Source organism: Antarctobacter jejuensis (assembly GCF_052266595.1).
Lineage (GTDB): Bacteria > Pseudomonadota > Alphaproteobacteria > Rhodobacterales > Rhodobacteraceae > Antarctobacter > Antarctobacter jejuensis.
The window spans coordinates 150,226-168,481 of record NZ_JBQQXJ010000003.1; the positions used below are offsets into that span (position 1 = coordinate 150,226).

Below are 18,256 nucleotides of genomic sequence, written 5' to 3' on the forward strand. Positions count from 1 at the left end.
CAATCCGCCCAGGCGGGAAAGCGTCAAGGCCAGCGTCACGGAGCCCCGGATTGACAAATCGGCCTTGCGCCCCACATGTTGCGCCGCCATACGCGGCACCAGACAAGGCCCCGCTTTGGGCCAAAAGAGAACTCGCGAGGTAGCAGCCCCCATGCCCGTCGTCGTCGTCGAATCCCCGGCCAAGGCCAAGACTATCAACAAATATCTGGGTTCCGACTACACGGTTCTGGCCTCTTACGGACACGTGAGGGACCTGCCGCCGAAGGACGGGTCGGTCGATACCGACAACGGATTCGAGATGAAGTGGGAGGTGGGGAACGATTCGCGAAAACACGTCGCCGCCATCGCCGAAGCCCTGAAAACCGACGACGAACTGATCCTCGCGACCGACCCCGACCGCGAGGGCGAGGCGATCAGCTGGCACCTCAAAGAGGCGCTGACCAAGCGCCGGTCGATCAAGAAGACCACCAAGGTCGAGCGCGTGACCTTCAACGCCATCACCAAGGCCGCCGTGACCGAGGCGATGCAGAACCCGCGCGACATCGATGCACCGCTGGTCGAGGCCTACCTGGCCCGCCGCGCGCTGGATTACCTTGTTGGGTTCAACCTGTCGCCGGTCCTGTGGCGCAAACTGCCGGGCGCACGTTCCGCTGGCCGCGTGCAATCTGTCTGCCTGCGCCTGATCGTCGAGCGGGAGATGGAGATCGAGGCGTTTCGCGCCCGCGAATACTGGCAGGTGAAGGCCCAGCTGACCACGCCGCGCGGCCAGAGCTATGAGGCCCGGCTGACCAACCTCGCCGGCAAGAAGCTGGACCGCTACGACCTTGAAAACGCCACTCAGGCGGAAATGGCCGTCGATGCGGTGGCCAAGCGCAGCCTGAAGGTGCTGAGCGTCGAGGCGAAACCGGCGTCGCGCAACCCCTCCGCGCCCTTCATGACCTCGACCCTGCAACAGGAAGCCAGCCGCAAGTTCGGCATGGGCGCGCGGCAGACGATGAACGCGGCACAACGGCTCTATGAGGCCGGGCACATCACTTACATGCGGACCGACGGGATCGACATGGCGCCGGAGGCGGTGACCGAGGCGCGCGAAGCGATCAAGGACCGCTTTGGCGCGGATTACGTGCCCTCCAGCCCGCGCATCTACAAGAACAAGGCCAAGAACGCGCAGGAAGCGCACGAATGTATCCGCCCGACCGACATGACCAAGGACACCGAAAGCCTGCGTCTGTCGGATCCGGATCAGCGCAAGCTGTATGACCTGATCTGGAAGCGCACGCTGGCCTGCCAGATGGAGGCCGCGCGGCTGGAACGCACCACGGTCGAGATCGGCAGTGAGGACGGTCAAGTTGGACTGCGTGCGACCGGTCAGGTGGTGCTGTTCGATGGTTTCCTCAAGGTCTACGAGGAAGGCCGGGATGAGCCTGTTGAGGACGATGACAAACGCCTGCCACAGATCATGCAGGGCGAGCCAGCCAAGTTCGACGCGGGCGCATTGAAAAGCGAACACGCCAAGGCCGTCGAAAAAGCCGTTGGCGACAAACGCAACGCAGTCATGTCCGATGACGGCGCAACGCTGGCCACGCAAAGCTTTACCAACCCGCCGCCGCGCTACACGGAGGCAACGCTGGTCAAGAAGATGGAAGAGCTGGGCATCGGTCGCCCCTCGACCTACGCCAGCGTCATCACCACGATTCAGGATCGCGAATACGTCCGCAAGGAACAGAACCGCCTGTTCCCCGAGGACAAGGGCCGGATCGTCACCATCTTCCTGCTGAACTTCTTCAAGCGTTACGTGGAATATGATTTCACCGCCGCGCTGGAGAACGAGCTGGACAGCGTGTCCGCCGGGGAAGAGGACTACAAGGACCTTCTGGCGAAGTTCTGGCGCGATTTCAGCGCGGCGATTTCGGAAACGTCCGACCTGCGCATTTCCGAAGTTCTGGACGTGCTGGACGAGGCACTGGCGCCGCAACTGTATCCGCCGCGCGAAGACGGATCGGACCCGCGGATTTGCCCGAAATGCGGGCAAGGGAAACTGCACCTGAAAACCTCGCGCACCGGCGGGTTCGTTGGCTGCGGCAACTACCCGGAATGCACCTATACCCGTCCCATTGCCGGCGAAGGGGCAGAGGGGGATGAACGGGTGCTGGGCGAGGATCAGGGCGATGAGATCTGGCTGAAGGCCGGGCGCTTTGGCCCTTATGTCCAGCGCGGCGAAGCGACGCCGGAGAACAAGAAACCGCCGCGTGCCTCGCTGCCCAAGGCCAAGGGGCAGTACCTACCTGGCTGGGAACCCGATGGCATGACGCTGGAAAAGGCGCTGACGCTGCTGACCATGCCGCGTCAGATCGGCATGCACCCGGATGGCGGCGTGGTCAGTTCGAACCTTGGCCGGTTCGGGCCTTACATCATGCACCAGAAACCTGATGAGGAAAAACCAGTCTACGTTAACCTCAAGGAATTTCAGGAGGTTTTCGAGATCGGCATGAACCGCGCGGTCGAACTGCTGGCCGAGAAGCGCGCCAATCCCGGGCGCGGTCGCGGTGCGGCGGCGAAACCGATGCGCGAGTTGGGTGAACATCCCGACGGCGGCAAGATTGACGTCTACGAGGGCCGTTATGGACCTTACGTGAAGTGGGAAAAGGTCAATGCGACCTTGCCCAAGGATGTCGACCCCAAGGACGTGACGCTGGACGCAGCGGTGGCCATCGTCAACGAAAAGGCGTCAAAGGGCGGCAAGAAGAAAGCCACAGCCAAGAAGGCGGCTGCCAAAAAGCCTGCAGCCAAAAAGGCTCCGGCCAAGAAAACTGCCGCCAAGAAGACCACGGCAAAGAAAACCGCCGCCAAGAAGAGCGCGGCAAGCACAGATGATGACGTGACCGAGGATTAAGCGCCTCTCCGCCTGCTGATATCTTGTCAATACAATGTGATTGGCGCTGCTTCGCAGCGTCATGTAGCGCGTTGCCCAGCAAGACAGGCAAGGAGAATACCCATGACCAAGACAGTTTTTTCGCGTCGCGGTCTGTTGCTGACAGGCGGGGCGGCGCTGATTGTTCCGGCGCAGGTGCGCGCTCAGGACATCATGGAAACGCGTGAGGCCAACACTTTGGTGCGGCGAAACGTGTCCAGCTTCACCAGCCAGGACTGGCGCGATCATTTCGATGAGCTGGGTGTGGGCTGCATCGTCTGTGACACGGCCAGCCGTGCGCTGCACTACTGGAACGCCGATGGCAGCGATTACCGCGTCTACCCCACCTCGGTCCCAAAGACCGATGAGCTGACCAAGCGCGGCTATACCAAGATCGTGCGCAAAAAGGTCGGCCCCTCCTGGACCCCGACCGCCAGCCAGATGGAACGCTTCCCGGACTGGAAACCGGTCGAAGGCGGTGCACCCGACAACCCGTTGGGGACGCATGCCATGTACCTTGACTGGCCCGCCTACCTGATCCACGGCACCCATGACACGCGCAAGATCGGGCGCCCGTCGTCGGATGGCTGTATCGGCCTCTACAATGAAAAGATCGCCGAACTGTTCGAGATCACGCCGATCGGGACGCAGGTGCGTCTTATCTGATGTGAGCGCTCTCATCGCCGAGGTGCGTTGACATCCCGCTGCAGGGCGGCGAAAACTCCCCTGATCCAGAAATCAGGGGAGATTTCCATGAAAAAGGTCTACGGCACAGCCGCCGAGGCGCTTGATGGTCTGCTGTTTGACGGCATGCTCATCGCGTCGGGCGGTTTTGGCCTCTGCGGCATTCCGGAACTGCTGATCGACGCACTGGTCGAAAGCGGGGTCAAGGATCTGACCGTGGCCTCGAACAACGCGGGCGTTGACGGTTTTGGCCTGGGCAAGCTGCTCGACACCAAGCAGATCAAGAAGATGATGTCGTCCTACGTGGGCGAAAACGCTGAATTCATGCGCCAATACCTGTCCGGTGAGCTGGAGCTGGAATTCAACCCGCAGGGCACACTGGCCGAACGCATGCGCGCCGGTGGCTGCGGCATCCCGGGCTTTTACACCAAGACCGGCGTCGGCACCGTGATCGCCGAGGGCAAGGAAGTGAAATCCTGGGGTGGTCAGGATTACATCCTCGAAGAGGGCATCTTTGCCGATCTTTCCATCGTCAAGGCGTGGAAGGCGGACGACACCGGCAACCTCGTGTTCCGCAAGACCGCGCGCAACTTCAACCCGCCGGCTGCCATGTGCGGCAAGGTCTGCGTCGTCGAGGTCGAGGAAATCGTGCCGCGCGGCAGCATCGATCCGGATCACATCCACCTGCCGGGCATCTACGTGCACCGGATCATCCAGGGTGAGCACGAAAAGCGGATCGAACAGCGCACCACGCGCCCGGCCGCCTGACATGGACGATCACCTGGTAGAGGACGAACAGGTTCAACGAATCGCGGCGCGTGCAGAGCTCTATCTGCATATCGCGCGCCGACTTGTCGTCGACGCGTTTGGCCCGGAAGCCAGCCAGGATCATGTCCTGACCATTGCGCAGGTGGCATCAATGATGGCGACGCTGGAAACAGCCGAAATCGCCGCCGCCAGCCAAGACAAACTCACCGAACTTCTTGAGAGGGATTGAAGAATGCCCTGGGATCGTAACCAGATGGCCGCGCGCGCGGCAGAAGAACTCGAAGACGGCATGTATGTGAACCTCGGGATCGGCATCCCGACGCTTGTCGCCAATTACGTCGGCGACAAGGACATCACGCTGCAGTCGGAAAACGGCATGCTGGGCATGGGCCCGTTCCCCATCGAGGGGGAAGAGGACCCGGACCTGATCAACGCCGGCAAACAGACCATCACCGAACTGGCACGAACCTCCTACTTTGATAGCGCGACCTCCTTCGGGATGATCCGTGGCGGCAAAATTGCTGCGGCGATCCTTGGCGCGATGGAAGTGGCCGAGAACGGCGACCTCGCGAACTGGATGATCCCCGGCAAGCTGGTCAAGGGCATGGGCGGCGCCATGGATCTGGTGGCCGGTGTCGGCCGCGTCATCGTGGTGATGGACCACACCAACAAACACGGCGACAGCAAGGTGCTGAAGGAATGCACCCTGCCGCTGACCGGCAAGGGGGTGGTGGACCGCATCATCACCAACCTCGGCGTCCTGGACGTGGTCGAGGGCGGGCTGAAAATCGTCGAATGCGCCGATGGTGTGACCGAGGAAGAGCTGCGCGCCGCAACGCAGGCCACCATCGTCTAATACCCCTTTCCTGCCCGGGGCCATCGGCCCGGGGTGGGATCACCTCCCGACGGATCGCAGTTCTATTGAGGCGCTGATCCAGAAGGACACCCTCCCTACATCCTGGTCTCTGTCCGGACCGCCAACGCGCGGCCACCCCTCCCGCATGCCGCGTTTCGCGGGGTGTGAGCAGTCGGCATGGTAGAGCGAGGCCCGTTATTGCGGTGATTTCACCGTTTTATGTTGCTTTGCCGGGCACCAGCGGGGACCCTGATGTCCGGGCAGTCGAGATCGCGTTCGGTTTCCCGTCTTTCGTTTCCCAAAAATTTAGTCTTTGAAAAGGATATGCTATGCGACTCCTCTTTCTGACGATGACCTGCGCGCTCTGCGCCTCGGCGGTTTCTGCCGGTCCTCTGACATGCTGGTACAATTCCTCGGGTGTCTCGAAAGGAGCCGACGGTGGCAGCATGAGCGTTCCCCAAGCCCAATGGGGCCTGCCCTATGCCATTCCCAATCCGAATGGCAGCGGCTCCGACGACTACGCCTATCTCATCATCCTACCCAGCTATGAAAGTGGCAGTGACTGCCCGGACAGCGCAGAACTTCGCGCCGAATAGGTCGCCGCCCAAAATATCGGGTCCGCCATCGTGACGGATCCGAACCGATTTTACGCGGAAGGATGACATCGAATGATGGACCTGATGAAACCCGTGGCTGCGGCGCTGATGATCGCACTGTCGACTGTCGCGTCTGCGGACGGGATCGACCCTCTCTACGACAACGACGGCAGCTACATCGGCGATGTCGAAATCATTGGCGATGTGGTGGGAACAAACGGCGCGGACTATGCGCGCCTTGATATCCCGGCGCTCAGTTTGTCGCTCTATGTCGATCCGGACGCCATCTATGTGATGCTGACGAAGGACAACCCGATCATCAACGATCAGATTCCCTTTGGCGGATACTGGATCGGTCGGCACCCCACGCGCAGCGGTCTGTGGAGCGAGTGCGACTTTGATTCCTTCCCTGACGAGACGGGACGTCCGTTCAAAAGCTTCGGTGACCTGATATGGACCAACCTGAGCTATTCCGAGGAAGAGGGACTGCTCTTTGCCATCGACCTTGGACATTGCGGGGCGTTGCCGGTGCGTTGGGTCACCAACAGGCGGCGGACGAGTGACCAGGGATCCAGCGGCGAGGGAGAATGATCCCCTGAAGCTCAGGCGTTTCCTGAGGGTTTGCGCCCTTGGAAGACAATATGCGCCCGCCAAATAAAAAGAGGCAGGATCCGAAGATCCTGCCCCAGGTCATTGCGCCTCGATTGGGAGGAGAGGGCGCAAATTCCATTTCGGCCTGGGCCGAATTGCCTGACCGGATTACTTGGCCGGTGCGGCTTTCTTGGTCGCGGTCGCGGCGGTCTTGGTCACCTCGTCGGTGGCTTTCTTGACAGCGGCGGTGGCGTCTTCGGAGAAGTCCTTGCCAGCAGCCATCAGCAGCTCGACGGTGTCCATCTGGACCTTCTTGGCGATCTCGGCGAAAGCGGACATGTTCTCGGCGGCAACTTCTGCCTGAGCCGATGCGAAGTCGGTCATGGCTTTGGCGTAGTCGGCCGGCTCTGCCTTGGCTTTCGACATGTCTGCCAGCTTGGACAGGGTGTTCTTGGTCCACGAGGTCGACAGTTCGATCGACTTGTCAGCGGCTTCCAGAGCAACGCCCGACAGCTTTTCGTTCAGGGTTGCGTTGGTCTTGAACGCGTCTTCCACGGCTTTGGTGTCAACCGGGAATGCGCCCATCATGTCTTTCATCATCGCGGTGAAATCGGGGGTCTGTGTCATTTGAGTCATCCTTAGTTTGCGGTGTCAGTCTCCGCAGCCCGGGGAGCCCCGTGTTCTGCGTCTGAGAGGAATATGAATGCTGCAGCGCAGCATTTCAAGTCTTTTTCTGCACTGCGGCAAAATTGACCAATCAAACGATGCTTGCAAATCTATCTTGTAGACGGCGCCAGCCTTGATGAGAAAAACCAAAGGCGGCAGATACGAAAAAGGGCAGGATCACGAGGATCCTGCCCAGGGATTTTGCGCCGGATTGGGAGGAGAGGGCGCAAATTCCGCTTCGGCCGAGGCCGAACTTCCTGCCTGTATTACTTGGCGGCTGCGGTCGCTTTCTTGGCGGTCGCGGTCATTTCGTCGGTGGCTTTCTTGACAGCGGCGGTGGCGTCTTCGGAGAAGTCCTTGCCAGCAGCCATCAGCAGCTCAACGGTGTCCATCTGGACCTTCTTGGCGATCTCGGCGAAGGCTGCCATGTTCTCGGCGGCCACTTCTGCCTGAGCCGATGCGAAGTCGGTCATGGCTTTGGCGTAGTCAGCCGGCTCTGCCTTGGCTTTGGACATATCGGCCAGCTTGGCCAGGGTGCCCTTGGTCCAGGAAGTCGACAGTTCGATCGACTTGTCAGCGGCTTCCAGAGCAACAGCCGAAAGCTTTTCGTTCATCGTTGCGGTGGTCTTGAAGGCGTCTTCCATCGCTTTGGTGTCGACGGGAAATGCGCCCATCATGTCTTTCATCATGGCGGTGAAATCTTGTGCTTGAGCAGCCATCTGTCAAATCCTTTTCCAGTGCTTCCGCGGGCCAGCCCCGGGTCGTTGCAGCTGTCAAGAATATGCATGCTGCGGCGCAGCATTTCAAGTGAAATTCTGCGCCGCAGCGGGTTTCCGCCAACTCACTGAATTTGTTTGCTGGCCTTCAGTTTGACGTAGGTGCCGGGGGCGGGGGCAAGCGGTTCGTACTTCGAATCACCCGGAATCCGCGCATCCACCTTCTTGCCGGACCGCTTGCGCAGCCAGGCCTCCCAATACGGCCACCACGATCCCTCGCGGAAGTCGGCCGCGGCCACCCAGTCATCGAAATCGAGGCTGAGATCATCGTTGATGAAATGGCCGTACTTGCCTTTCGACGGCGGGTTGACGATGCCGGCGATATGGCCGGACTGGCCCATGACGAACTGCTTGGACCGCGATCCCATCATCTGCACGCCGCGGAACACGTCACGGGCGGCGGCGATGTGATCCGTCTCTGCGGCGATAGACATCAGCGGGACATCCACATCCTTGACGCTCAGCGTCTCGCCAAACATCTCCAACGTGCCTTCGGCGAATTCGTTGCGTTGGCACAGTCCGCGCAGATACTGGCTGAACATCTTGCCGGGCAGGTTAGCGCCGTCGCCGTTCCAGTACAGAAGGTCAAAGGCCGGAGGCGTCTCTCCCATCATGTAGGACCGGATCGCCGGCCCGTAGACCAGATCGTTGGAGCGCAGGAAAGAGAAGGTACGCGCCATGATGAAGGAGGGCAGGATCCCTTCCTGATTGATCTCCTGTTCCAGACCGTCGGCGAAATCTTCTTGCAGGAAAGGGGTGAATTCCCCCTGATCGCTGAAGTCGGTCAGCGCGGTGAAGAAGGTGGCCGACTTCACCGTCTTGTCGCCGCGCTTTTTCAGCAGCGCGAGCGTCAGGCTGAGGGTCGTGCCCGCGATGCAGTAACCGACGGCATTGACCCGGTCGACGCCACAGACCTCCTTGGCGATGTCCATCGCCTTGAGATAGCCCTCGTCCACATATTCTTCGAGGCCGACGTCCCGATACTTGGCATCCGGGTTGATCCAGCTGACCACGAACAGGGTATAGCCCTGATCGACGACCCAGCGGATCAGGCTGTTCTGTGGTTTCAGGTCGAGGATGTAGAACTTGTTGATCCATGGCGGGAACAGCACGATCGGGGTCTCATGGACCTGTTCGGTGGTCGGGCTGTACTGGATCACTTCCATCATGCGGTTGCGATAGATGACCTCGCCCTGCGCGGTGGCGATGTTTTCGCCGATCTCGAAGGCGCTTTCGTCCGCCAGCCGCACGATCAGTTCGCCGTTGTTGGCCTCGAGGTCCGCAACGAGGTTTTCCAGCCCGCGCACAAGGCTTTCCCCCTCGGTCTCGACCGCCTTCATCAACGCTTCGGGGTTGGTGGCAAGGAAGTTCGTCGGCGCGAACATGTCGACGATCTGCTGGCTGAAATAGCGCAGACGCCGCTTTTCCTTTTCGTCCATGTCGTCGATGGCATCGACGGCCTCACGGATGGCATCGGCGTTGATGAGATACTGCTGCTTGACGTAGTTGAAGTAGGGGTGGTTGTCCCACAGCGGGTTCTTGAAGCGGCGGTCCTTCGGGCCGGGGTCTTCGGGGGCTTCCAGCTTGCCCTTGGCAAGCGTCTGCTGCGCCTCGACGAAGTGGGTGACGGTCTTTCCCCAGAAGCTGACCTGCTGTTCGATCAGCTTCGCCGGGTTGGTCATCCATTCCTGCCAGTAGGCCTGCGCTGCCTTTGCATAAAGCGCGTTGTCGGGGCCATTCAGTGCGGGCGGTGTGGGGTGACGTCGCGTCAGAGATGCAACGAGACGCTTGCTAAGTTCCTCCACACGCTCAAGGTTCTCCTCCAGCCGCTTGCGGTTTTCACCTGCGGCAACCTCGTTTATTGTCATCGGAATTAAATCCCCCTATCTTCGCACTTGCAGCATAACGTCGTGGGTCTGGGGGGCAAAGCGACGAATTGGCTCGGTCCCGGGTGCGCGGTCCTCCGCTACCCCCCTTTCGACTATACTAGGAGTGGCACCCATGCGCTACATGGCGACGTACGATATGATGGAAAGCATCCGCAACACCAACGCCTGGTTGGGTGCGACGGCGCGGACCATGGCCTCCTACCCGATGTTTTCCGCGGTGCCCAACCCGGCGCTGGCCTGGATGGCCGCCTGGGGTGCGGTAACAGAGCGCACCTTCGAGCGCATGGTGGTCAAGCCCGACTGGGGCATCCACACCTTCACCTGCGAAGACGGCAAAGACCATCTGGTTGACATCGAAACCGTGGTGGAGCGGCCGTTTGGCGATCTGGTCCACTTCAACGTCACCGGACGAGAGGAACAGCCGCGCAAGATCCTGCTGGTTGCGCCGATGTCCGGCCACTACGCGACGCTGCTGCGCTCGACCGTGAAATCGCTGATCGTCAACTGCGAGGTCTATGTCACCGACTGGCACAACGCGCGCGACATTCCCGTCTCGGCGGGCAAGTTCGACATCGAGGATTACACCCTCTACCTGATGGACTTCATGCGCCATCTGGGCCCCGATACCCATGTGATCGCGGTCTGCCAGCCGGCGCCGCTGACCCTGGCCGCGACCGCCTATCTGGCAGAGCAGGACCCCGACGCGCAGCCCCGCACCCTGACCCTGATCGGCGGGCCGATCGATCCCGATGCGACCCCCACGGACGTGACCGATTTCGGCCGCCGGGTCACCATGGGGCAGCTGGAAGAAACGATGATCCAGCGGGTCGGCTTCAAGTACAAGGGCGTGGGCCGACTGGTCTATCCCGGCCTGCTGCAGTTGGCCTCTTTCATGTCGATGAACGGGGACCGGCATTCTGCGGCCTTCCAGGATCAGATCCTGCGGGTGGCGCGCGGCGAAGCTTCGGACCACGATGCGCACAACCGCTTTTACGACGAATACCTTGCCGTGATGGACATGCCGGCCGAGTTCTATCTGTCGACGGTGGAGCGGATCTTCAAGAACCGTGAGATCGCGAAGAACGAATTCGTCGTGGCGGGGCACAAGGTGGATATCGGCGCGATCACGAATGTCGCGGTAAAGACTGTCGAAGGGTCCAAGGACGACATTTCCGCCCCGGGGCAATGTGTTGCCGCACTGGACCTCTGCACCGGATTGCCGGACGAGAAGAAGGCGAGCCATCTGGAGCCGGGCGCGGGCCACTACGGCATCTTTGCAGGCAAGAGCTGGCGCAACAATATCCGCCCGCTGGTGCTGGACTTCATCGACGCGAACTCGGGCGCCCCGGCACCGAAGACAAGCGCGAATACGGTGAATATCGCGGACCACCGCTGACCCCGGAAAATCGTCAGCCTGATCCAAAGGGGCGCGCCGTGCGGCGCGCTCTTTTTGTGTCGGCCTCCGCGCTGCGCGCTCTGGCCTCCGGCGGGCGCTGCTTGCTCAGGTTCGGGACGCCTTGACCTGCGCCTTTGACGGCCAGCCTCACAGGCCGTCAAAGGCGCAAAGCGCGTGGACGTCCATATCCATCGCTTCGAGCCGCTTGCGGCCGCCAAGTTCCGGCAAGTCGATCACGAAGGCGCAGCCGATCAGCTCTCCTCCCAGCCGCTCGACCAGCTTGATCCCGGCCTCTGCCGTGCCGCCCGTGGCCAATAGGTCATCCACCAGCAGCACCTTTTCGCCGGCCAGGATGGCGTCGTCGTGGATTTCGACCACGGCCTCTCCATATTCCAGCTGATACTCTTCGGAGATTACCGCACCGGGCAGCTTGCCCTTCTTTCGGATCGGTACGAACCCGGCGGACAACTGGTGTGCCACGGCCCCTCCGAGGATGAAGCCGCGCGCCTCCAGTCCCACGACCTTGTCGAAGCGGACCCCGGCATAGGGGTGCAGCAACTGGTCGATGGCCATGCGAAACCCGCGCGGGTCCGCAAAGAGCGTGGTGACATCGCGAAACATGATCCCTTCGTGGGGGAAATCGGCGATGGTCCGGATGTAGTCCTTGATCTCGGTCTTTTTCGGCATGTCCGCTCCTGGCCAGAGAAAAACGCAGCTCCAGCGGTACCCCGGCCTAGGTCGCAGGTGCAAGGGGTGCGGTGTCAGGCACGGCGCAGCGTGGCCGTGAGCACACCCATGCCGATCAAGGTCGCGCCACCGGCGCGCGTCAGACCCGTCAGGACGCTGGGCCGTGAGATCATGCGCCGCAGACGATCAGCCGCCAGCGCGTAGGCCAGCGCATTCAGGGCGGCGAGGGCGACGAAGGTGGTCACAAGGATGGCGAATTGTGGCAGCAGCGCCCGGTCGGTCGTGACGAACTGCGGCACGAAGGCAATGAAGAAGGCGATGCTCTTGGGGTTCAGCGCCGTCACCGTCATGTTGTGCAGAAAGACGCCACGCGCAGAGACATCGGAGTCAGGCAGGGTCAGACCCTTGCTGGGGGCCGAGCGGATCAACCGGATGCCCAGCCAGACAAGATAGATGGCCCCGACCCATTTAAGCACCGTGAACAAGGTGGCCGAGGCGGCGACCACGGCGCCCAGTCCCGCCAGCGACAGTGACATGGCGATGAAATCGCCTGTGGCAACACCGGCGGCAGAGGCCACGGCAACAGTCCGCCCCTTGCTGAGCGCGTAGGACAGCACCAGCAGCACGGTCGGGCCGGGGATCAGCAGCAGCGCGGTGGAGGCGGCGACAAAGGTCATCCAGAGCGATAGATCCATCGGGTCAGTCCTTGGGGTAGTGGCGACGCAGCGCCATGATGTCCTGTGGTCCCAGATCCTTGGAATCGTTGTCGTCCTGTGAAAACACCGATTGGCCAAGGTAGGTGGGGTTGCGAATGTCGGTCAGCAGGCCAAGCGCCTGCGTCAGTTCCTCTATCATCGCGGATTCGTAGTGGCGAATATGCAGCTTGGTGCCGAAAATGATCAAGGCGCGCTGGATCTCCCGGGTATCGCTGCGCGACCAGACGATGACACGCGCGCCCGTCACCGTGCTGCCGTCGACGCCCTGAACGCCGGTGCCTTCGATTGGCGCAGACCCGTCCGTGTCGAGGAGGTAGATGCGGATATCGGCCTCGGCACTTTCAGAGACTTCGCGCAGGGTGATCGCGCTGTCGACACGGTTAATGTACTTGATCGCACGGTGAAGCGCCGCACGGGCGCGTTTCTGCCGCCCGCCCAGAAAGGCGCGGTCGATCCGGGTCATCTGGACGCGGATCGGATTGTCCGTCGGCCAATGGACATAGTCCTTGCGGCATCCCTCGCCGGGCGGCGCGGCACAGGCGACAAGCCGATAGAAATCATCGTCGCTGAGCGGACCCTCCGAGACCACGAAATCCTCCGCTGCCGCAAGAGACAGCGGCAGGGCAAGGGCGGCACAAAGCAGGGCGAGCCGTCCGCGCATGACGTCAGCCGTTCAGCATCCGGCCCGCCACGGCGTCCAGTTTGGCCAGCAGGGCCGGGTCGCGTTTGTCGGGGGCCGTAAGCAAGGCATATTCCAGCGCCCGGTCGCACCCATGCGGGCAGGGCGTCCGGTCAGCGCCCAGCAAGGCAGGCAGGCGGCGGACCATCTCGCGGCCCTTGTCCGCGTTGCTCATCATGGTGCGGATGATGTCGTTGATATCGACCTCGCCGTGGTCGGGGTGCCAGCTGTCGTAATCGGTGACCATGGCGATGGAGGCGTAACACAGCTCCGCTTCGCGGGCGAGCTTGGCCTCTGGCATGTTGGTCATGCCGATCACGTCGCAGCCCCAGCTTTCGCGGTACATTTTCGATTCCGCCAGTGTCGAGAACTGCGGCCCTTCCATCGCAAGATAGGTGCCGCCCTTGTGGATTGTGATCCCGGCCTCTTTGGCGGCGGAAAAGCAGGCCTCTCCCAGACGGGGGCAGGTGGGATGCGCGACCGAAACGTGGGCCACGCAGCCCGTCCCAAAGAACGACTTCTCACGGGCGACGGTGCGGTCGACGAACTGGTCGACGACGACGAAATCGCCCGGCGCATATTCTTCTCGGAAACTGCCGCAGGCTGACACGGAAATCACGTCAGTCACACCCAGGCGTTTCAGTGCGTCGATATTGGCGCGATAGGGCACCGTGGTCGGGCTGTGGACATGGCCGCGCCCGTGTCGCGGCAGAAAGGCCATCTTCACGCCGTTCAGCGTGCCGGTCAGGATCTCGTCCGACGGGGTGCCCCAAGGACTGTCCACGGGACGCCATGCGGCGCCCTCAAGTCCGTCGATCTCATAGATGCCTGAGCCGCCGATCACGGCGATCATCGTCTCGGTCATGGCGCCCCTCGCATGTTGATCGCCTGCAGTTAGCCACGCTCCGTTGCGGGGTTCAACAGGGCGCGAAAACTTCGGCCGGGGTGTGTCCGGGTGACCGTGTCCATGCAGGGAGGTGGGGCCACCCATGCGGAATTTGCCGCTATACTTCTGCGGCGACACACTGTAGAAGCACGTTTTCCCTGCCGACCGGCAAGCTGCCCGGTCTCCTACCGCCGGAGCCTTCCCGCCATGATACCCCCCCTTTCGGAGGCGCTTGCAGAGCGCGGCTTCGACACACTCACACCCGTGCAACAGGCCGTCACCCAGCCAGAGGTCGGCGAGGCGGACCTGCTGGTCTCCGCGCAGACCGGATCGGGCAAGACGGTGGGCTTTGGCCTCGCCATCGCACCCACGCTGTTGGGGGATGCAGAGCGGTTCGGACCGGCGGGCACGCCTCTGGCGCTGGTCGTGGCGCCGACGCGGGAGCTGGCCTTTCAGGTCATGCAGGAACTGCGCTGGCTCTATGCCAAGACCGGGGCCATTGTGAACGCCTGCGTCGGTGGCATGGATATCCGGCAGGAACGCCGGTTGCTGGAACGCGGCACCCATATCGTTGTCGGGACTCCGGGGCGCCTGTGCGACCACATCCGGCGCGGCGCGCTGGATCTGAGCGACGCGCGTGCCGTGGTGCTGGACGAAGCGGATGAGATGCTGGACCTCGGCTTTCGCGAGGATCTGGAATTCATCCTGAATGAGGCCCCAGCAGAGCGCCGGACGCTGTTGTTCTCTGCAACTGTATCGCCCGTCATCGCGCGCATCGCCGATGAATTCCAGCGCGATGCCAAGCGGATCAACACGATCGACAAGGCCCAGCAACACAGCGACATTTCCTATCAGGCGCTGCGCGTTGCCCAGTCGGACAGCGACCACGCCATCTTCAACCTGCTGCGCTATCACGACGGCGAAAGTGCCATCGTCTTTGCCAACACCCGCGCGCAGGTGACCCATCTGACCACGCGTCTTGCCAACCGTGGCCTGCCGGTGGTGTCGTTGTCGGGCGAACTCAGCCAGACAGAGCGCAGCCATGCCCTGCAAGCCATGCGGGACGGACGGGCGCGGGTCTGCGTGGCCACGGATGTGGCCGCGCGCGGGATCGACCTGCCGAACCTGAACCTTGTCATTCATGCCGATCTGCCGACCAATACGGAGTCGCTGCTGCACCGCTCGGGGCGCACCGGGCGCGCCGGGCGCAAGGGGCTGTCGGCGCTGATCGTGCCGCCCAAAGTTGCGAAAAAGGCCGAACGCCTGCTGAAGTGGGCCAAGATCACCGCCGAATGGGGGGTGCCGCCCTCTGCCGAAGACATCATCCAGAAGGACGAAGAGCGGCTCCTGACCGATCCGGCCTGGACGGATCCGGTGACCGAAGAACAGGCGGCGTTTGCCAAACGTTTGCTGGAGATGCACGGGTCAGAGGCCGTGGCCGCCGCCGTCTGGCGCATGCATCAGGCGCGCAATTCCGCTCCGGAAGAACTGCAAAGCCCGGATACCCCGCAACGGCGCGAAAAACGTGAATTCGGCCCCAGCCGCTGGTTTGTCCTGTCGGTAGGCCGCAATGACCGGGCAGAGCCGCGCTGGCTGTTGCCGATGATTTTGCGCGCGGCGGACCTGAACAAGGATGCGATTGGCGCGATCCGGGTTCAGGACAGTGAAAGCTATGTCGAGATTGCCGAGGCGCAGGTTGCCAAGGTTCAGGCGGCTTTGGGGGCGAACGGCGAATTGTCCGATGAGGTCACCGCCCGTCTGGTCGACGGGGTGCCCGAGGGCGCGCAACGCCCGGCCCGCAAACCCTATGCCGGGGACAAGCCGCGCTACGAAGGCAAGGACCGTGGCGGTCCGCGCCGCGACAAGGGTGATCGCCCGCAACGGGCGGGGCGCCCCGAGCGCCCCGAACGCGCAGAGCGACCGGCGCGGGAAGATCGGCCTGACCGTGCAGAGCGACCTGCGCGTGAGGATCGGCCCGCGCGCCCGGAACGACCGGCGCGCGCCGAACGTCCCGACCGCCAAGATCGTCCCCAGCGGTCAGAGCGCCCCGATCCTGCGGCATCCAAACCGGGGGCCGATGCGGCACCGGCAGAGCCGAAGCGCGAAAAGTCCGACAAACCTGCCAAGGTCTGGAAGTCAAAGCCGGAAGCCAAGGGCAAACCGTTCCGCCCGGGCGCGGAATCGGCGGGCAAGTCCTTCCGCAAGAGCGAGCGGTCCACTGGTAAACCGGGCAAACGCGCCGATGGCGCAACCGGCAAACCCAAGAGCCATCCAAAGGCCGGGGGCAAGCCCAAGCCCGGAAAACCCGGACCGGCCAAACCGCGCGGCGCGGATGCGCGGCGTGGTGGCGATGCGGTGCCAAGACGCAAACCGAAGTGACTGGCAACCGTGGGGCGCAGGCCCCGCGGGGTGGCCTTTCATGCTGCGTTGCAGTAAGTGCGTGAGCGCAAACACCAAGGATTCCCCCGATGAAAAAAGCTTTGCTGGCGCGTTTCGCCAATCGCCTCGAATTGTCAGACCTGTCGCTGATGCCGGAGGAAAAGCTTACCGCCGGGCGGCTGCGGATTGAACTGCTTGCAGGTCTTACCGTCGCCCTTGCCCTTGTCCCGGAGGCGGTGGCCTTTGCCTTTGTGGCAGGTGTGCACCCGCTGGTGGGGCTCTATGCGGCGTTTCTTGTGGGGCTTGTAACGGCGCTGATCGGCGGCCGCCCGGGCATGATCTCGGGGGCGACCGGGGCTTTGGCCGTGGTGATGGTGGCGCTGGTGGCTCAACACGGGGTCGAGTACCTGTTTGCGACCGTGGTGCTGATGGGGATCCTGCAGGTGATCGCCGGGGCGCTGCAATGGGGCAAGTTCATCCGTCTGGTGCCGCATCCGGTGATGCTGGGCTTTGTGAACGGTCTGGCCATCGTGATCTTCCTGGCCCAGTTGGGACAGTTCAAGGTGCCCGGCACGATGGAGAACACAGGCCATGGCCTGAGCGGGGGTGAATGGCTGTCGGGCATGCCGCTGTACATGATGCTGGGGCTGACGGCGCTGACAATGGCAATCATCTGGCTGATGCCGAAGATCAGCAAGGTGGTGCCTGCACCGCTTGCGGGCATCTTCGTGGTGGCGGCGCTGGTGATCGGCTTTGGTCTTGATGTGCCGCGTGTCGGGGACCTTGCCTCGATCCAGGGCGGTCTGCCGACCTTTCATATCCCGTCGGTGCCCTTCAATCTGGAAACCCTCGAAATCATCCTGCCCTACGCGGTGATCCTTGCGGCCATCGGGCTGATTGAATCGCTTTTGACGCTGAACCTTGTCGGTGAAATGACTGGCAAGCGCGGCGGTGCATCGCAAGAGTGTATCGCGCAGGGCGCGTCCAACGTGCTGACCGGCTTCTTTGGCGGCATGGGCGGTTGCGCCATGATCGGCCAGTCGATGATCAACGTGAAATCCGGCGCGCGGACGCGGATCGCGGGGATCGCGGCGGCGCTGTTCCTTTTGATCTTCATTCTCTTCGCCGCACCTCTGATCGAACTGATCCCTCTGGCCGCGCTGGTGGGGGTGATGTTCATGGTGGTGATCGGGACATTTGCGTGGAACTCCCTGACGATCCTGAGGAAAGTGCCGCTGACCGATGCCTTTGTCATTCTGCTGGTGACCGTGGTCACGGTGATGGAGGACCTTGCGGTCGCCGTGGTCGTCGGCGTGATCGTCTCGGCGCTGGCCTATGCGTGGAACAACGCGCGGCGCATCGATGCCCACACGCGTGAGTCGGTGACGGACCTTGGCGCCAAGGTCTACGAGATCCGCGGCCCGCTGTTCTTTGGCTCTTCGGAAGGGTTTGGTGAGCTGTTCGACATCGAAAACGACCCCGAAACCGTGATCGTCGACTTCAAGGAAAGCCGCGTGGTCGACCAGTCGGCCCTGCAGGCGATCGAGGCGCTGGCCGCGAAATACGAAGCCGCCGGGAAGCATATCAAGCTGCGCCACCTGAGCCGTGATTGTCACAAGCTGCTGACCAAGGCGGGTCACCTGATGGTCGATAGCGACGACGATCCCGACTATGAAATCGCGGTCGATTACAACGTGCGCACCGGTATTCTGGGCGGGCACTGAGCGCTACGTCATCCAAGGTTTCGAAAGGGCGCCCCGCGGGGCGCCCTTTCCA

At 62.3% G+C, this 18,256-nt stretch carries 17 protein-coding genes; 10 read left to right on the plus strand and 7 right to left on the minus strand.

Features of this window, described 5'->3' with window-relative positions; all coding sequences use genetic code 11:
* The first annotated feature begins 151 nt into the window (after positions 1 to 151).
* The 7 genes from topA to ACTXGA_RS05720 all read left to right on the plus strand — a co-directional run bounded on the left by topA (position 152) and on the right by ACTXGA_RS05720 (position 6,406).
* On the plus strand, positions 152 to 2,893 hold the full coding sequence (gene topA, locus ACTXGA_RS05690) for a type I DNA topoisomerase (RefSeq protein WP_443392172.1): 2,742 nt from the start codon (positions 152 to 154) through the stop codon (positions 2,891 to 2,893).
* A 102-nt stretch (positions 2,894 to 2,995) separates the two neighbouring features.
* Positions 2,996 to 3,577 carry a L,D-transpeptidase gene (locus ACTXGA_RS05695; protein WP_443392173.1) on the plus strand — a complete coding sequence of 194 codons (582 nt, stop codon included), beginning with the start codon at positions 2,996 to 2,998 and terminating at the stop codon, positions 3,575 to 3,577.
* Positions 3,578 to 3,664: 87 nt separating this feature from the next.
* Positions 3,665 to 4,363 carry a CoA transferase subunit A gene (locus tag ACTXGA_RS05700; protein WP_443392174.1) on the plus strand — a complete coding sequence of 233 codons (699 nt, stop codon included), beginning with the start codon at positions 3,665 to 3,667 and terminating at the stop codon, positions 4,361 to 4,363.
* A gap of 1 nt (position 4,364) precedes the next feature.
* On the plus strand, positions 4,365 to 4,592 hold the full coding sequence (locus ACTXGA_RS05705) for a hypothetical protein (RefSeq protein ID WP_443392175.1): 228 nt from the start codon (positions 4,365 to 4,367) through the stop codon (positions 4,590 to 4,592).
* Positions 4,593 to 4,595: 3 nt separating this feature from the next.
* Entirely contained in the window at positions 4,596 to 5,219 is a 624-nt protein-coding gene (locus tag ACTXGA_RS05710; protein ID WP_443392176.1) for a CoA transferase subunit B, read from the plus strand.
* Between the two features lie 329 nt (positions 5,220 to 5,548).
* Positions 5,549 to 5,815: a hypothetical protein gene (locus ACTXGA_RS05715; RefSeq protein ID WP_443392177.1), complete on the plus strand. Its 267-nt coding sequence runs from the start codon at positions 5,549 to 5,551 to the stop codon at positions 5,813 to 5,815.
* A 72-nt stretch (positions 5,816 to 5,887) separates the two neighbouring features.
* Positions 5,888 to 6,406, plus strand: a complete 519-nt coding sequence (locus ACTXGA_RS05720; protein ID WP_443392178.1) for a hypothetical protein — start codon at positions 5,888 to 5,890, stop codon at positions 6,404 to 6,406.
* Between the two features lie 168 nt (positions 6,407 to 6,574).
* Here the strand turns inward: ACTXGA_RS05720 and ACTXGA_RS05725 are convergent, their stop codons facing one another.
* From ACTXGA_RS05725 to ACTXGA_RS05735, 3 genes are all read right to left on the minus strand, one after another.
* The gene (locus ACTXGA_RS05725) at positions 6,575 to 7,033 is read right to left on the minus strand and encodes a phasin, PhaP (protein WP_443392179.1); all 459 of its coding nucleotides are present in this window, start codon (positions 7,031 to 7,033) and stop codon (positions 6,575 to 6,577) included.
* A gap of 305 nt (positions 7,034 to 7,338) precedes the next feature.
* Positions 7,339 to 7,791 (minus strand): phasin, PhaP, encoded by a 453-nt coding sequence (locus tag ACTXGA_RS05730; RefSeq protein WP_443392180.1) that lies wholly within the window; start codon positions 7,789 to 7,791, stop codon positions 7,339 to 7,341.
* A gap of 122 nt (positions 7,792 to 7,913) precedes the next feature.
* Positions 7,914 to 9,716: a PHA/PHB synthase family protein gene (locus ACTXGA_RS05735; RefSeq protein ID WP_443392181.1), complete on the minus strand. Its 1,803-nt coding sequence runs from the start codon at positions 9,714 to 9,716 to the stop codon at positions 7,914 to 7,916.
* Between the two features lie 133 nt (positions 9,717 to 9,849).
* Between ACTXGA_RS05735 and phaZ the strand changes: the two genes are divergently transcribed.
* Complete coding sequence (phaZ, locus tag ACTXGA_RS05740) at positions 9,850 to 11,133, plus strand: polyhydroxyalkanoate depolymerase (RefSeq protein WP_443392182.1); 1,284 nt, start codon at positions 9,850 to 9,852, stop codon at positions 11,131 to 11,133.
* Positions 11,134 to 11,280: 147 nt separating this feature from the next.
* Here the strand turns inward: phaZ and ACTXGA_RS05745 are convergent, their stop codons facing one another.
* The 4 genes from ACTXGA_RS05745 to ACTXGA_RS05760 form a co-directional block, all read right to left on the minus strand.
* Entirely contained in the window at positions 11,281 to 11,820 is a 540-nt protein-coding gene (locus ACTXGA_RS05745; RefSeq protein WP_443392183.1) for an adenine phosphoribosyltransferase, read from the minus strand.
* A 74-nt stretch (positions 11,821 to 11,894) separates the two neighbouring features.
* Positions 11,895 to 12,515, minus strand: a complete 621-nt coding sequence (locus ACTXGA_RS05750; protein WP_443392184.1) for a LysE family translocator — start codon at positions 12,513 to 12,515, stop codon at positions 11,895 to 11,897.
* A gap of 4 nt (positions 12,516 to 12,519) precedes the next feature.
* Entirely contained in the window at positions 12,520 to 13,197 is a 678-nt protein-coding gene (locus tag ACTXGA_RS05755; RefSeq protein WP_443392185.1) for a DUF2927 domain-containing protein, read from the minus strand.
* Between the two features lie 4 nt (positions 13,198 to 13,201).
* Complete coding sequence (locus ACTXGA_RS05760) at positions 13,202 to 14,080, minus strand: S-methyl-5'-thioadenosine phosphorylase (protein ID WP_443392186.1); 879 nt, start codon at positions 14,078 to 14,080, stop codon at positions 13,202 to 13,204.
* Between the two features lie 228 nt (positions 14,081 to 14,308).
* Between ACTXGA_RS05760 and ACTXGA_RS05765 the strand changes: the two genes are divergently transcribed.
* Complete coding sequence (locus tag ACTXGA_RS05765; protein WP_443392187.1) at positions 14,309 to 16,480, plus strand: DEAD/DEAH box helicase; 2,172 nt, start codon at positions 14,309 to 14,311, stop codon at positions 16,478 to 16,480.
* 89 nt (positions 16,481 to 16,569) lie between these two features.
* Positions 16,570 to 18,204: a SulP family inorganic anion transporter gene (locus ACTXGA_RS05770; RefSeq protein ID WP_443392188.1), complete on the plus strand. Its 1,635-nt coding sequence runs from the start codon at positions 16,570 to 16,572 to the stop codon at positions 18,202 to 18,204.
* Positions 18,205 to 18,256 lie beyond the last annotated feature (52 nt).

Excerpts from the sequence above, each read along its gene's own strand:
- topA (WP_443392172.1), top strand. The coding sequence starts at position 152 with ATGCCCGTCGTCGTCGTCGAATCCCCGGCCAAGGCCAAGACTATCAAC.
- ACTXGA_RS05695 (WP_443392173.1), top strand. The coding sequence starts at position 2,996 with ATGACCAAGACAGTTTTTTCGCGTCGCGGTCTGTTGCTGACAGGCGGG.
- ACTXGA_RS05700 (WP_443392174.1), top strand. The coding sequence starts at position 3,665 with ATGAAAAAGGTCTACGGCACAGCCGCCGAGGCGCTTGATGGTCTGCTG.
- ACTXGA_RS05705 (WP_443392175.1), top strand. The coding sequence starts at position 4,365 with ATGGACGATCACCTGGTAGAGGACGAACAGGTTCAACGAATCGCGGCG.
- ACTXGA_RS05710 (WP_443392176.1), top strand. The coding sequence starts at position 4,596 with ATGCCCTGGGATCGTAACCAGATGGCCGCGCGCGCGGCAGAAGAACTC.
- ACTXGA_RS05715 (WP_443392177.1), top strand. The coding sequence starts at position 5,549 with ATGCGACTCCTCTTTCTGACGATGACCTGCGCGCTCTGCGCCTCGGCG.
- ACTXGA_RS05720 (WP_443392178.1), top strand. The coding sequence starts at position 5,888 with ATGATGGACCTGATGAAACCCGTGGCTGCGGCGCTGATGATCGCACTG.
- ACTXGA_RS05725 (WP_443392179.1), bottom strand. The coding sequence starts at position 7,033 with ATGACACAGACCCCCGATTTCACCGCGATGATGAAAGACATGATGGGC.
- ACTXGA_RS05730 (WP_443392180.1), bottom strand. The coding sequence starts at position 7,791 with ATGGCTGCTCAAGCACAAGATTTCACCGCCATGATGAAAGACATGATG.
- ACTXGA_RS05735 (WP_443392181.1), bottom strand. The coding sequence starts at position 9,716 with ATGACAATAAACGAGGTTGCCGCAGGTGAAAACCGCAAGCGGCTGGAG.
- phaZ (WP_443392182.1), top strand. The coding sequence starts at position 9,850 with ATGCGCTACATGGCGACGTACGATATGATGGAAAGCATCCGCAACACC.
- ACTXGA_RS05745 (WP_443392183.1), bottom strand. The coding sequence starts at position 11,820 with ATGCCGAAAAAGACCGAGATCAAGGACTACATCCGGACCATCGCCGAT.
- ACTXGA_RS05750 (WP_443392184.1), bottom strand. The coding sequence starts at position 12,515 with ATGGATCTATCGCTCTGGATGACCTTTGTCGCCGCCTCCACCGCGCTG.
- ACTXGA_RS05755 (WP_443392185.1), bottom strand. The coding sequence starts at position 13,197 with ATGCGCGGACGGCTCGCCCTGCTTTGTGCCGCCCTTGCCCTGCCGCTG.
- ACTXGA_RS05760 (WP_443392186.1), bottom strand. The coding sequence starts at position 14,080 with ATGACCGAGACGATGATCGCCGTGATCGGCGGCTCAGGCATCTATGAG.
- ACTXGA_RS05765 (WP_443392187.1), top strand. The coding sequence starts at position 14,309 with ATGATACCCCCCCTTTCGGAGGCGCTTGCAGAGCGCGGCTTCGACACA.
- ACTXGA_RS05770 (WP_443392188.1), top strand. The coding sequence starts at position 16,570 with ATGAAAAAAGCTTTGCTGGCGCGTTTCGCCAATCGCCTCGAATTGTCA.